The organism is Flavobacterium cauense R2A-7, assembly GCF_000498475.1.
Lineage (GTDB): Bacteria > Bacteroidota > Bacteroidia > Flavobacteriales > Flavobacteriaceae > Flavobacterium > Flavobacterium cauense.
The window spans coordinates 121558-136574 of record NZ_AVBI01000014.1 but is presented as its reverse complement, the minus strand read 5'-3'; the positions used below and the strand labels follow the sequence as shown (position 1 = coordinate 136574).

General features: G+C 41.1%; 7 protein-coding genes. 3 read left to right on the top strand and 4 right to left on the bottom strand.

Translation table 11 applies throughout. The features are described 5' to 3' along the window. Nucleotides 1-170: 170 nt before the first annotated feature. A complete protein-coding gene (locus FCR2A7T_RS06715; RefSeq protein ID WP_023570527.1) occupies nt 171-5861 on the bottom strand; it encodes an alpha-2-macroglobulin family protein in 5691 nt (1896 codons plus the stop codon). Nucleotides 5862-6041: 180 nt separating this feature from the next. After that, a complete protein-coding gene (locus FCR2A7T_RS06710) occupies nt 6042-6485 on the bottom strand; it encodes a nucleoside deaminase (protein WP_023570526.1) in 444 nt (147 codons plus the stop codon). A 38-nt stretch (nt 6486-6523) separates the two neighbouring features. Here FCR2A7T_RS06710 and FCR2A7T_RS06705 point away from each other — a divergent pair, with 38 nt between their 5' ends. The 3 genes from FCR2A7T_RS06705 to FCR2A7T_RS06695 all read left to right on the top strand — a co-directional run bounded on the left by FCR2A7T_RS06705 (nt 6524) and on the right by FCR2A7T_RS06695 (nt 10203). Beyond that, nucleotides 6524-8293 carry a 1-deoxy-D-xylulose-5-phosphate synthase gene (locus FCR2A7T_RS06705; RefSeq protein ID WP_023570525.1) on the top strand — a complete coding sequence of 590 codons (1770 nt, stop codon included), beginning with the start codon at nt 6524-6526 and terminating at the stop codon, nt 8291-8293. Between the two features lie 41 nt (nt 8294-8334). Beyond that, nucleotides 8335-9288, top strand: coding sequence for a DUF3078 domain-containing protein (locus FCR2A7T_RS06700; RefSeq protein ID WP_023570524.1), 954 nt, complete (start codon nt 8335-8337; stop codon nt 9286-9288). Between the two features lie 90 nt (nt 9289-9378). Continuing rightward, nucleotides 9379-10203, top strand: coding sequence for a hypothetical protein (locus FCR2A7T_RS06695; protein ID WP_131473104.1), 825 nt, complete (start codon nt 9379-9381; stop codon nt 10201-10203). Nucleotides 10204-10262: 59 nt separating this feature from the next. Here FCR2A7T_RS06695 and FCR2A7T_RS06690 read toward each other — a convergent pair whose 3' ends face one another. Beyond that, on the bottom strand, nt 10263-13595 hold the full coding sequence (locus tag FCR2A7T_RS06690; RefSeq protein ID WP_023570522.1) for a PA domain-containing protein: 3333 nt from the start codon (nt 13593-13595) through the stop codon (nt 10263-10265). A 76-nt stretch (nt 13596-13671) separates the two neighbouring features. Beyond that, entirely contained in the window at nt 13672-15015 is a 1344-nt protein-coding gene (locus tag FCR2A7T_RS06685) for a deoxyguanosinetriphosphate triphosphohydrolase (RefSeq protein ID WP_035117817.1), read from the bottom strand. Between the last annotated feature and the right edge of the window lie 2 nt (nt 15016-15017).

Sequence of the window (15017 nt, the reverse complement as noted above, 5' to 3'; positions counted from 1 at the left end):
AAAATTCAAATGGTTTCTCTAATAGCCCTGATGGTAGTGGAAATCCTTTTTTGGTGGCTTCGAGAGTACTTCGACAGGCTCAGCATGACATCTGAGCCACCAAAAAAGATTGAAGCGGACAGCAGGAACAAGGATAACCAACAATTCCCAAGCCATTCGCTTCAAAAAAATTATTTCACTACTTCCACCCATTGTCCTTTGGTGCGTGCCAAAAACGTGTGATCGTACATTGCCTCGCACTGTAATCCCGGCAGGTAATACCTTCCTAAATAAGACGCGTTGAGCAGAATTCGGAACGTTTTGGTTTCGTTGGCTTTCAGTCCGAAATAGAAATTAGTTCTGTCGTCACGGATATCGGTATAATCGGCCACATTTTCGGTTGCGTCGCCGTAGTCGGTAAAGCGCGTGTTCACGATTTCGAATCCGGAAGGCAGAATTTGCGAAAGCGCTACATTTTCGACACGCTCGTTGGTTTGATTTCGGACGGTAACCACAGCCACAAATTCTGTTCCCTGATTGATTTTGCTTACGTTGATAACAGCCCCTTTACGATTTTTGAAAACCACATTTGCCGACAGGTTGCTTTGCAGTACCTGTTCTTTACCAATTGGCAGGATTCCCGAATTCAGTACGCGTACATAAACCGTATTGTTTTTATTGTTCTTAATCGTAATGCCGTTCACACCGGATTTCACGACCAGATTTCTTTCCGCCAGTGATTTATTTGTTGAAACGGTCTGACTTTTTCCACCATTACTGAATTGTACCGCAATGCCTTTACCACCGTTAAACTGCGCGAATTTCGACATCGCATACAAGCAATAAGCAGTGGTTTGCGTGCTCATCCATTGGTCGGCCGACATTTGTTTTGCCAGCTTGTTAGCCATTGCGAAAGCTTTCTGTTTCTGACCTAATAAAATCATGGTTTCCAAGGTCATCGCGCGGTTTCTTTCGCTTGAACCGTAATAGAAATAGTGGTATCTGTTGCTGTCTTCATCGATTTTACTTTTCAGCAACAATGACATTCCGGCAGCTTTTTGTCCCGCCAGCACATAAGCCGCAGCCAAACGCAATTTACTTTCGTTGGAAATGCCTCCGGTTTCGCGCAAACGATTCATGGAAGATAAATCCGGAGCACCGGCCAGTGCTAAAGTATAAAGACGGTACGCCTGCGCCAAATCATTACCATATTGGGCGGAGAAACGCCATTGTTTGGCTTCTTTCTGCTGATAGGAAATCCATTTCGTTTTAAAATTAATCGGCAATACGTAACCTTTCTTTTCAGCTTCGATCAGGAAATGTCCGGCATAGGAAGTTCCCCAATCGTCGGCTACGGCATTCCCCTGCCAATAGGAAAGTCCACCGTTAGGCAATTGGAATCCACCCAAGCGTGTAATTCCGGCCGTCACATTTTTCTGGATGCTTTGCTTGCGGGCAGCATCAATATCCACCACATCGTTTAGGAACAATTGCGGAAAAACTGCTGAAGTGGTCTGCTCCACACAACCGTGCGGATACTCAATCAGGTATTGCAAACGTCGGCTGAAATCGATAGTCGGCATAGACGACACTTCTAACTTCGCCTTGTTACTTCCTGCCACTCCGAAAGTATTCCAAGAGATCGATTTAGAGCTGTTAGGTCCTAAAACAACATCGGTAAAGGTGTTGGTAAGCGGATTTGGATTGGTCATGTCGATTTCCACCTCATAAGTTGATTTCTCTTTCCCGGATGTGGCAATAACCTGCACTTTTCCGATACCGGTAGCCCCACCCACTTCTAAATTGAAATAAGCCATTTTCTCATCCGGTTGGGCAAACGTTAAACGCTGCGTGGCATTTCCTATGACTTTCAATCCCGGATTCGTTTTAATCTGAACGGTTACATTTTTAATATTTTTTTCCATCGCAAAAACGGTAATCGGAACCGTTACTTTTTCCGACGGTGAAATTTTTCGCGGCAACGAAGCCAACACCATTAGCGGACTGCGAACCGGAGTTGCTTTTTCCACGCTTCCGTATGCACTGGTTTCCGCATCGCCTGCCACGACCATAGTACGCACAGAACCGATATATTTCGGTAATTTTAACTGATGCGTTTTTGTTTCTCCTTCTTCCAATTTGAATGGCCCTAGATAAATCACCACCGGTTTGAAACGATTGGCTTTTTTCGCTTTTCCGCCACCTAAATCCTGATCACCCCCGATACTGAAAATCTGGTTGACTTTTCCTCCGTACGCGCCAATAACATCGTCGTAAACATCCCAGGTTTTAACACCCAAGGCTTCACGTACGTAAAAACTTTCCCAGGCATTTGGAGTTTTGAAACGGGTTAAATCCAACAAACCTTCGTCGACCACAGCAATGGTATACGTCATCGCTTTTCCGGATTTCTCACTTACCTTCACGTTAAACGACTGCTCCGGTCGTAACACTTCCGGCATGGCGATTTTTGGTTCCAGAATGGTATTTTTATCGATAACTTCCACCGGTACGATTCCGTACATTCGGATGGGTGAATCATTTTTGGTGGAGGCGTGTGGTTGTAGCAACGTAATATTGAAATACACATTTGGCGCCATCGCTGCCGTAATCGGAATTTCTACTTTTGTTTCGCCCTTTTGCGTTGAAGCCCAAACCGACTGCAATACTCTTGATCCGTTTTCTACCGAAATCAATGCTCTTCCGCCTTCACTCGATGGGAACGAAATTTTTGCTTTTTCGCCAACAGCATAGTTCTTTTTATCGGTGGAGAACACGAGCATATTCGCCGTAGAAGCATCGGTATTTCTGGTTTTTCCGGACCAGGAAGGCCAATCGATATTCACGGTTAGCGAGGTAGCATGACCACTTAAAGGATCGGAAGCCCTAATCAGATAACGACCCCATTCTTCATCGCTCAACGCAAACTGTATACTTCCTTTTCCGTTGTTGTCTGTATTAATTCGGAATGTTTTATAGGAAGTCGTAGCATCCGATGCGTTATAATTCGACAGATTATCCGTCGAAGCATCCCACCACCAACGCCATTCGACTTTATATACTTTCACTTCCAGATTTCTGACCGGTTTTGGTCTTCCCTTTTCATCTACGGTAACAATGTCAAATCGATTCGCTACGCGGGTTTCCAGCATTCCGTATTTGGTTGGCTCGGGTGATTTTATCCCTACATAAGTTTTGTATGGCGAATACGTGGTTGCCATTACATCCGTACTGAAATCACCGCCTTCTTCATACACTTTTGTGATAAAAGCCGCTTTCAGCATGCCGGGCGCCTGTCCTTGTAATTTAGGCTGAATAGTTACCGACGCCTTTCCGTTAGCTGCGGTTTTTCCGGAAAAAACAGTAATCTCTTCGGTTTCAAACTGACGTGTCAAATCGTCGAAAACATATTTACTGTAATTTTGAAAAGTGGTTGTCTGTTGCGAAAATTTAGCTTGCATTTCCACCTTAAGATCTTTGGCCACCGCACCGTGAAGCCAGGTCACTTCCAGATTACTCGTATTAGGATATGAAGAGGAAAGAATCGGACTTCTGAAACTGTTCTTTATTTTCAGACGATTGGGTTTAATCGTTTCAATTTTTATGTTTTTATAGAATTTGGCACCTCCTACACTAACCATCGCTTCCCAGCTTCCTGTTGGCGCGTCAGCATTGGTTGGCACAGTAAACGCATAATGATTCAGCTCGTTCGATTTCTGTACCGTTTGATAGGTTATTTTTCCGTTCGGATCGGACAATCGGAATTTAATCGGGTGGGATTTCGGCAATTTGTTGGCTGCATCATTCAGGATGAACGACAAATACAAATTATCGCCCGGACGCCAAACACCTCGTTCGCCATAGATAAATCCTTTCAATCCTTTCTGCAATGTTTCCCCGGCAACATCGAAATTACTTACCGATAACGAATTCCCGTCGTCCAGCTTAACATAAGTGGATTGATTGCCTAAAGTTACTATGGCAAAATATGCAAACTTATCCAGCTTAAAAGTCGAAATTCCCTCACTACTCGTAGCGCCGGTAGCTAATTTTTGCTGTTGAAAACTGTATAAATCTACTCTGGCATTCGAAACCGGCTCTGTGGTTACAATATTATTTACGGCAAAGAAATACGATTTGTTTTCCCCGCGTTTGGCAATAACTCCCAAATCGGTTGCCAAGATGTTGGTTCCAATTTTAGCATTGTAGAAATACGAATTCGAACACGGATCCTGACTTTCACGCCATTCGTAATCTTCGTAATAATAATCGTCATACGAATTACCGCTGTAGTTCACATCGTTTTCCTCGACTTCTTCTTCCTCTGACTGTTCTTCATCATCTGCTTCAGATGTTGTACATTGGTATAATGAATAGGCTTTTTTAAAGGAAAATTCCACCCGATAAATAGCGCCCGGTTCCGGAGTAATAATTTTGGACAAATCCAATGCGAACGTATTCCATTTGGCGGAATTCACCAAGGAGCTTTCTTTTAAATCCAATGTGGTTTTAGCAATCGGCTGGGATACTCTTTTAAGGTTTTGCGTTCCGTTCAGTTCATTATCCTGTAGAAATTGAAGAATATTGTTTTTATAAATTTTGAAAACTTTCACATCAACCGCCTTCAGATTAACCGCTTCAAAATTAAGTTTCAGATTGTTGGAGCTCGGTAAAATTGTTCCGCTTTTGATAAAACGTACATTTGGCTTTAATTGATCGAAGGTAACCTTGGTTGTAAAAGTCTTATCCAATTGTCGGCCGTACTCGCTTTCAATCCCTTCAAAAAACTCAACCAGCAAAGCACCCGTTACTGCAGATGCATCTGTAGTTTCTGAAGAAACGTATTCTTCCTCAATGGTTTCGTCTGCTATAGGCGCTTCATAAACAACAGCAGCACTGTCCACTGCAACGGATGCAGTATCGACAACTTCCACAGCAGCAGCTTCAACCGCCTCAACAGCAGCTGTAGCAGTGGCCACCGGTGTCTCATCGGACATATTATTTTTAAAAAAGACTTTTAACAGATTGCCCTGCGTGGCAAATTTCAGGTTGCCCGCATTCTGAATGGACACCAAACCACTAAAATCCTGTCCTTTTTTTAAGGGTTCGGAAAAATTAACCAACATCATCTGGTTGTTGCCTTCCGGAAGCTGTACGTTTACAACTTTAAAATCGTTTTTGGCGGTTACCGGATAATCGATTTTTCCTTTTTGATCGATATCAAAATCATCACCATCGTAGGATATCTCCAGATTGCTTTCTTCCGAAAAACGTTCAACACTATCGATGATAAATTTGAATTCGGTTGCCATTGCCGGAGACTGCACAAATTTAATATTCAAACTCTTTCCTTTTTGTTGGGCGCTGATGAGTTTCTTTGCGGTTTCAAAATCGATTTTATCCGCCGTTTTCAACGTTCCGTTCAGATATTGATACTGCTCACTATACGACTGAATGTCCTGCGTTTCCACAATAAAATCCTGCTTTATGGTTTTTACCGTAAAGTTGAATTCTTCCAGCTCTTTTTTAGGGCTGATTAGTTTACTCAAATGCAGTGTGACCTGATATTCGGTATTCTGTTCCAGTTGTTCTTCGGGAATAAACGCAACCGTATTATTGGAAAGCGCCACAACTTTTCCGTCCACACTTGGTGAAATATCGAATAAATCGGAATCCAGCACCTGATTGGCTTTCCATTCTTTTTTATCGAAGGCCAAAACCACCCGGATGTCGGAATGCGCTGAAACGATTCCTCCCGAAAAATTGGTGATATACTCTTTGAACAATGAAAAATCAGAATTGAAATCGGCGGCCGATTTGCGGTTGCACGCCTGAAAAACAAAAAACAAAAAAAACACGCAAACAAAACCTTTCGTTTTCATTGTGGTAAGAGTTAATGGGTTACGGATAAGCAATTGAACGAAAAACACCTTTTCCTCAATTAATGCAATAACTGGGAAAGCGTTTTTATATTGTAGTAAAAGTAGGGTATTTTTTGAAATAATTTTAAGAAGAAAATTCAGAGTAAAAAAGACAGGTTTCACCACTTAGAAAACACTGGATTATTTTCTCTTTTTAGCAAAAAAACGTTTCATGAGTTCGGAAGCTTCATTTTCCATTATCCCGCCAACCACAATGGTTTTCGGATGCAACTGCGTTCCCATTTTCATGAACCCGCGGTGTTCGTCTCGCGCACCAAAAACGATTTTGGTAATTTGCGACCAATACAACGCTCCGGCACACATCTGGCAAGGTTCCAGCGTAACGTAAAGCGTACAGTCTTTAAGATATTTTCCACCCAGGAAATTTGCCGAAGACGTTATCGCCTGCATTTCGGCATGAGCCGTTACATCATTCAACAATTCTGTCAGATTGTGTGTTCGGGCAATCACACGATTATCAACCACAACTATAGCGCCTACGGGAATTTCGCCTTTTTCAAAAGCAATTTCCGCTTCTTGCAAGGCTTTTTTCATAAAATAGGCATCGGTGAAAATGTTTTCCATAGAAACAAAAATACAATTTCAAATCGTACATTTGCCTTATGGCTGAAAAACTCTTGCAAAACATCCAAAACCCAACCGATTTACGGAAACTTTCTCCAGAACAACTTCCTGTTTTGGCCAAAGAACTTCGCGAATTCATCATCGATATCGTTTCCCGAAAAGAAGGTCATTTGGGTGCCAGTCTGGGTGTAATTGAACTCACCATCGCTTTGCATTATGTATTCAACACACCGGAAGACTTATTGGTTTGGGATGTTGGACATCAGGCGTACGGACATAAAATCCTGACAGAAAGAAGAGATCGTTTTCATACCAACCGTCAGTTGCACGGTATTTCCGGTTTCCCGAAACGCAGTGAAAGCATTTATGACACGTTTGGCGTTGGGCATTCCTCAACTTCTATTTCAGCAGCACTCGGAATGGCTTTAGCGTCCAACCTGAAAGGCGAAACCGAAAAACAGCATATTGCGGTTATCGGAGATGCTTCGATTGCTTCCGGAATGGCGTTTGAAGGACTGAACCATGCCGGAGTAACGGATGCAAACCTTCTGGTAATCCTGAACGATAACGCGATTGGGATTGATCCTAGTGTAGGAGCGCTGAAAGATTATCTCACTTCGGTAAAAGAGGGAAAAAACCCGAAAGACAACAACATGATGAAATCGTTGAATTTCGAGTATTCCGGACCGATAGACGGACATGATTTAGACGCACTTCTAAAAGAATTAAACCGATTAAAACATAAAAAAGGACCGAAATTCCTTCACATCATTACCACCAAAGGCAAAGGCATGCAATTGGCCGAAGAAGATCAGGTAAAATACCATGCACCCGGAAAATTTGACGCAATAACAGGAGAAATTCATCCCAAATCGGAAGAAAATTTACCACCGAAATTTCAGGATGTTTTCGGGCATACTTTAGTGGAACTGGCAAAACAAAATGAAAAAATAATCGGAATCACGCCGGCCATGCCCACCGGATCATCGATGAAATTCATGATGGAGGCCTTTCCGGAAAGAGCCATCGATGTAGGTATTGCCGAACAGCACGCCGTTACCTTGGCAGCGGGGTTGGCAACACAGGGAATGATAGTGTTTTGCAACATTTACTCTACCTTCATGCAACGTGCGTATGACCAACTCATTCACGATGTGGCTTTGCAGCATTTACCGGTTATTTTCTGCCTGGACCGAGCCGGTTTGGTAGGCGAAGACGGGGCCACCCATCACGGCGCTTATGATTTGGCGTATCTGAATTGTATCCCTGAAATAATGGTTTGTGCCCCAAAAGACGAATTGGAATTACGCAATATCATGTATACCGCCCAACTTGGTTTGGAACACCCTATTGCCATCCGTTACCCTCGCGGAAGAGGCCTGCTTCAAAACTGGCAGCAACCGTTTGAAAGAATGGAAATCGGGAAAGCTGAATTACTTCGAAAAGGCACTGAAGTTGCGGTTTTATCTACAGGTTTTATCGGCAACAATATCACTGAAGCACTTAATACGATTGAGAATTCCGGATTGTTTTCGCATTATCATTTTCCGTTTGTGAAACCATTGGATACCGAAACCCTGAAAGACATTTGCGAGAAATACAAAGAAATCATCACCATCGAAGACGGAACGGTAGTGGGCGGATTCGGAAGCCAGATAGCCTCATTCTGCACGGAAAACAACTATATCATTTCTGTAAAAAAACTCGGAATTCCAGATACTTTTATAGAACAGGGAACCGTATCCGAACAACAACAAATTTGCGGAATTGACGTTAATAGTTTGAAAACCATTTTCACAAGTCGTTGAAAATGTTCATTTTTGCACCGAATTTAACCTAACTAATTATTATGAATTGCTTGAAAACCTATTTTTTAGGATTAATTTGTATTGTTTCCTTTCAGCAAAGTTTTGCACAGAACATCATCCGAACATCACAACCGGACACCATCAAACGATGGACGGGTAAAAACATAGTAGGATTGGATTTAACACAGGTTTCCTTTGTGAATTGGAGTGCCGGTGGAGAAAATTCGATTTCAGGAATTGTAAAAGGTCAATTTATCCGAAAATATACTAAAAACAGATTCATCTGGCACAATGAATTAATTACACGCTACGGTTTAAACAAACAGGATGGCAGGGAATCCAGAAAAACGGATGACATGCTTCTATTGAACTCGACAGCAGGATTTAAAACCGATAGCATTTCCAACTGGTATTATTCGGCGAAGTTTAACTTCAGCACGCAATTTACCAACGGTTATGCCTATCCGAATACGGATATTGCCATCTCCAAACCTTTCGCACCAGCTTATATTTTTCTTGGAGTAGGTTCAGAATACATTAGCCCAGACAAAAGTCTGGTTATGTATTTTTCACCGTTAACAGACAAAACCACATTGGTATTGGATCAAAAACTGGCCGATCAAGGAGCTTTTGGAGTCGATAAGGCTACTTACGACGACCTTGGGAATCTTATCCAGCACGGTTCTAAAACCAGAACAGAATTGGGTATTTTAATAACGGGACAATACAAAAAAGAAGTTCTAAAAAACATTAATCTGGACACAAGGGTTTCCTTTTACACCGATTATCTTAACAACTTCGGTAATATTGACGTAAACTGGCTGATGCAGTTGGACATGGTGGTTAATTCGCACGTAAGAGCCAGCATTAATACCAATTTAATTTACGATGATGATATTAAGTCAAAAGAAAACATTGATGGCACACAGGTAACCAAAGGACCAAAAATACAGTTGAAACAAATTTTGGGAGTTGGCTTAAGCTATACTTTCTAAAGAAAAAAAATCTTACATTTACATTTTTAATTTAAAATCGAAAAATTATTGATATAAAATAACGACCGAACCACAACAACAACACAACAAATGAAACTTATTATTGACCAACTCAAAGAGTGCATCAGATCACATCCTGATGTTCTTAACAGTGCTATTGGTAATACCCAAAACTGGAAGAGAACACAATGCATCGTACTCTCACAAATCATTTCGGACACTTTGGCAAAGTCGGACGTGCTGAAAGGCGCCAAATCGAATCGTAACGGGAATTCCATTTCGGCCATGACCCTGCAGCGTTTTTTCAACGACACCTATACCGACAAAGTGAACCCGGACCTTCGTTTTCTGAAAACATTAGACAAATTGGCCATATTTTTAGGCTACACTTCGCTTAACAACTTTCTTGCCCATCAGAACGAAAAAGAAAAAGAAACCGAAGTGGAAATAGGTAAAAAACAAACCGAAGCTTTTGAAAAATTAATTTTTGATTATTGTCAGGAATGTTTCAAATGCCTTCAAAATCTACCTGCCGTTAATTGTGGCGAATTATCCAATTTTGTTTTTGACGATGGCCCCTTGAAGAAAAGAATCAAAAAGGCACTGGCCAAATATTCCGGTTATAACGTCTCCATAAGCAATATCGAGAACAAGCCTACTTTTACCATTAGTGATTTCAACATGGTAACCGTAGATGCAGATCTGATCGTACTAACGGTAAACGAATCCTGGAACTTTGAATGGAAAACCAGCAATGATATCGAAGGCAAACCCTATAATAAAGTCAACCGTCAAAGTTATTTTCTGAAAGAGCGGGAAGGCAAATGGAAAATCTGGGACAACCACAACCCCGATTATAATGAATTAATTACCGAGGTAAAAAAAGCCTGTTCAATACAAAAGATATCTTTTTAACAATATTAATAAAAAAGGGAACCTAAATTAGGTTCCCTTTTTTATTTTGGCTTATGAACTTAGTCAAGAATTACTTTTTGGTTGTAGTTAAGGTTATCACCGTTAACTTTAACCACATAAACTCCTTTTTGAAGACTGCTCATGTTAATTGCACTTTGCGCGTTAAAATCATTTACATCTTCAGTGTATACCTGTCTTCCGTTTAAGTCGAAAACCGAAACACTAAGTTTACCAGAGTAGTTATTAATTGCAATATTCAATTGTCCCTTAGTTGGGTTTGGATACATTTTAATACCTTTTGAAGCAGCAAATTCATCAGAAGATAACGTTGTATTGGTAAATAATCCGGAGAATAGACCTCTACCATAAGTAGCAGCAAAAACCGTATTATCATTTCTTAAATCCAAATCAACAACTTTAACATTGCTCATTCCGTTATAAGACTGTCTCCATGTTGGTGTAGCCGAGTCGAAATTATTAGAATACCAAACTCCTAATTCAGTACCGATAATCACTTCTGTAGCGAAACCACTTCCATCCACTTTCAAAGGATTTCTCATGATAGCCTTAACCGGTATATCAGGGAAGTTTCCTTCTTTATTTGACCAAGTGGCTCCTCCGTCTTTGGTATACCAAATACTTACTACATTGTAGTTATGCATGGTAACAAAAATCTCATTGTTATTCGCACCGTATTCAACATCTGAAATACTTCCTACGAAACCTGGACCTGTAATGTCTACCCATGTTCCGGTAGTTGTTGCAGTTCCTGAATAAGTATCAGCTCCGGGAACTCTGAATAATTTCCCAAGTCTTGTTCCCACTAAAAGTGTAGTGGTTGCCGTTGTATAAGGAGAAACCGCAAAAGCTGTTGGAGGCGACGTTAAAAGAGCATTTGAGAACGAAACTCTACCAACTACTCCACTCTTAATGTTTTTATATCTTCTGACAAGGTAGCTTGTTCCAGAAGAATAATCAGCATATAAAATATCTAAACTTGAATCCAATACCATTGGAGCAATAAATGCGCCATTGGCCGCTGTACTCGCATCATTGTCAAGATTTCTTACAGTCCCTGAAGGGATTGGTCTAAGGTTAATATTGTTATTGTATACATAGTTACTGATATAATATTTATCAGCTCCCTGATCAAACAACGTGAAAGCACCGTCTCCACCCTGAGATTCAACTGAAGCGTTAACACCGGCTCCGGCAGCAGCAAAATACTGCGTTCCGTTATCCTGTGCACCTGCTGCAAAATATTCTCCTGTTAAACCACTCACCGCATTGGTTGGCGCAACACCTACACTATAAAACTGTGTAATATTTAAACCATTGTTTCTTGTTGTAACACCACTGGTAGTAGTTGCTGTAGATAAACTTCCCGCATAATAAATACCTCCGTCATTTCCGAAAATTGCAGAGTTTGTAGCAGTTGGTCGGAAAGCCATTGCATGTTGATCGGAATGAACAACCTGCATCCAGTCTGTAATTTGTGACCAAGAGTTTCCACCTGTAGTAGATCGGTGAATGTTTAATCCACCAACATAAACGATTTGGTCATTGGCAGGATCTGATTCAATCATTAAGTTATAAAAAGCCTGAGCTCCCGTAAAACCATAAGTTGCAGATCTTGAATCGTTGTCTGGAGGCAAAGGAAGGGCTGTCGCTGCCGTTGCAAATCCATCAGTCGTTCTGAACAACGCAACTTCAATCGTTGGTGTTGTTGGAGTAGCTTGATCAAGCTCACTCAATACATATATTTTATTTGCATTGGTTGCTGAAGCCTCAATTTGAACTCGGGCCCCACCACCGTTACCGGTTACTGTAAATTTCTCTGTAAAAGTTACTCCATCAGAAGAAGAATAAACTTTACCACCACCATCTCCGAAAACAACGCTGTGGGTTGAAGAAACCCAAACTTTACCGTCCGCACCAATTTCAATATCATTAGGACAACGTTTATTACCGTTTGCTGTTAAAGGAAGTGCAATTTCAGTCCAGTTCGCACCACCGTCAACCGATCTGAACAAACCAAAACCTGTTCCACCAAGATATGTTGGCGCATTCGCTGCAGCGTAATAAGAATCTCCCGCAGCAACATAAATTTCAGAGTTACCGCCGTTGTTTCTCACTTTAATATCGTTGATATGTTGTTTTCCAGGTACTAAATTCCCTGTAAAAGGTCCTGTACTTGGATTCAATGTACCATTAACAGTACCCGCTAAAACGGCAGCCTGTAAAATATCACCGTCAGCTTTGGAAATCATAATAGATGGAATTGTAATTGCCGGATCTGTTCCACCCATTGCTACAGGCGTACCATCAATATTATTCATCATAATTACACCGATGGCACCAGCATCTTGAGCATTCAATACTTTTTGAACAAACGTACAAGATCCTCTTCGGATTAATGCAATTTTCCCGCTAACGGAAGCGCCGTTGGTCAAAGCATTACAACCTAAAGTTGAAGTAGCACCGGTTCCATCATCCACCAATACAATATTTGATGTAATAGGAACAGTCACTGCAGTACCAAAAGCCGTAGTTGGGTAACAAGCATAATTTCCTGCCACACCTGCCGGGCTGTTAATTGTTAAATTTGCAGCAGATTCAAAAGTTGTTGGACCTGTAATTCCACCAAAAACTTTTGTCCAGGAAGTACCCCCGTTAGTCGACTTCCAAACACCGTCTCCGTTAACATCACCACCAACATACGATTCTCCTGTTCCAACATAAAATACATTCGTATTGTTCGGATCATAAGTAATTGCAGATACCGCTAAGTTTTCAGGAATATTAACTCTTGTCCAAACTGTAGCTGCATTGGTTATATCAGTGTTTTTCCACAAACCACCACTCACACCTCCTGCAAAAACTGTTTTATAAGTAGCATCGTTTGGATCAAACATCAAAGCGCGAACACGTCCTCCAACATTATTAGGACCTCTTTCCACCCAATTGTTGTCTGTGCCGTCACCTGGTGTTCTTCCAGCTGCTATTGCCAAACGTCTTTCTTCTGCCAATTGTTTTCTAACTGCAGCCAAATTCTCAGGAGTTGGTCTTCCCAAAGTAGGATCCATGGTTAACTCCCACTCCATCTCATAATATTTATTAGGAGGAATACCCATTGCTTTACGTTCTTTACCCGAAAGCGCCATGTTTTTCTTAAATGGACTATTGGCTAAAAACTTAGCATGTTGTTTTCTCAAAGCAATTGTCTTTGGATCTTGTTTTGCTTTGTTAATGGCGATTTTTTTAGGAGCTGTTGTACTAACTTCCTTTTTTACGCCGGAGCGATTGGTACTGCTCTTTTGTTTTGAATGAGATTGAGAATATCCATTCACAAAAAAAACAGCCATACTCATTAATAGTATTAGTTTTTTCATAAATCTATAGTTAAGATTCCTAGTTAAGTCTCACAAAATTAAACTTTTAATTGAAATATCAAAAAAAATCACAACATTATGCTTTCTCTCCCTGAATGATTTTAAACAACTGCAAGGCTTTTCCGTCCGTTAGCATCGAAACAAAATGACAAATGTGCATCAGCCGCTCATACAGACTCATTTTTTCGGTCACAAATTTCTCCGGAAGCAATTTTAAAATCAATTCATCGTAATTACTTGATTTTCCATCAAACTTATTGTTATACGCAGAAGAAAACTTATCCAGAAGTGTATTAATCACCTGATATCCCACCACTTCTTTTTCGATTACTTCCTTACTTTGGTAAATATTTTTGATGCTGATTTTAATCACATCATTCATCTGCGCCTTAAATTCGCTTTTATCGGTTAAAGCAAACGGAAATTTCCCTTCCAGAATGAGTTTTTCATTATCAATGAAGACTTTAACCGCATCGTTAATCAAGCTACCGATAGCCAAAGCACGCAAATAACTGATACGGTCTTCTTTTGTTACCAACGATTTGTACTTATCGGAATCGATGTTGTTTTTCACCAGTTTGATCAGATATTCCAACGCAAATTCCTCCTGAATCAAGCCGAGATTAATCCCGTCTTCAAAATCGATAATCGTATAACAGATATCATCGGCTGCTTCTACAAGATACGCCAACGGATGTCTTTCGAAACCAACATCATCACCGGATTTATTTGAAATCAGCCCCAATTCTGAAGCCACTTCTTTAAAAAAGGATTTGTCCTGTTGAAAAAAACCGTATTTTTTATCGGCAATGTTGGAGGTGGGTTTTTTGGGCAGACTTTCTTTCGGATACTTCATGAAAGCTCCCAAAGTAGCATAGGTTAATCGCAAACTTCCTTCCACACCCGGACGCGAACCGGTTACCACCGAAAATCCGTTGGCATTCCCTTCAAAATCGATTAAATCCTGCCATTCCTTATCGGTTAACTGCCCTTTAAACTGTTGTCCGTTTCCGGTTTTAAAGTATTCGCCAATGGCTTTTTCACCCGAATGTCCAAAAGGCGGATTTCCGATATCATGCGCCAAAGCTGCTGCTGCAACAATCGCACCGAAATCGTTCATATGATATCCGTGTACTTCTTTTAAATGAGGGTACTTTTCCAGCAATTGCTTCCCTACCAAACGCCCCAGCGAACGTCCCACCACGGAAACCTCGAGACTGTGCGTTAATCGTGTATGTACGAAATCGGTTTTGGAGAGCGGAATCACCTGTGTTTTATCCTGCAAACTTCGGAAAGCGGAAGAAAATATGATTCGGTCGTAGTCGACTTCAAAACCCAGGCGGGTGTCGTCTTGTTCTTTTCGCAAGCGTTTGCTTGTATCGCCCTGACGTCGTAACGACAAAAGCTGTTCCCATTGCATCA

Excerpts from the sequence above, each read along its gene's own strand:
- FCR2A7T_RS06715 (WP_023570527.1), bottom strand. The coding sequence starts at position 5,861 with ATGAAAACGAAAGGTTTTGTTTGCGTGTTTTTTTTGTTTTTTGTTTTT.
- FCR2A7T_RS06710 (WP_023570526.1), bottom strand. The coding sequence starts at position 6,485 with ATGGAAAACATTTTCACCGATGCCTATTTTATGAAAAAAGCCTTGCAA.
- FCR2A7T_RS06705 (WP_023570525.1), top strand. The coding sequence starts at position 6,524 with ATGGCTGAAAAACTCTTGCAAAACATCCAAAACCCAACCGATTTACGG.
- FCR2A7T_RS06700 (WP_023570524.1), top strand. The coding sequence starts at position 8,335 with ATGAATTGCTTGAAAACCTATTTTTTAGGATTAATTTGTATTGTTTCC.
- FCR2A7T_RS06695 (WP_131473104.1), top strand. The coding sequence starts at position 9,379 with ATGAAACTTATTATTGACCAACTCAAAGAGTGCATCAGATCACATCCT.
- FCR2A7T_RS06690 (WP_023570522.1), bottom strand. The coding sequence starts at position 13,595 with ATGAAAAAACTAATACTATTAATGAGTATGGCTGTTTTTTTTGTGAAT.
- FCR2A7T_RS06685 (WP_035117817.1), bottom strand. The coding sequence starts at position 15,015 with ATGCAATGGGAACAGCTTTTGTCGTTACGACGTCAGGGCGATACAAGC.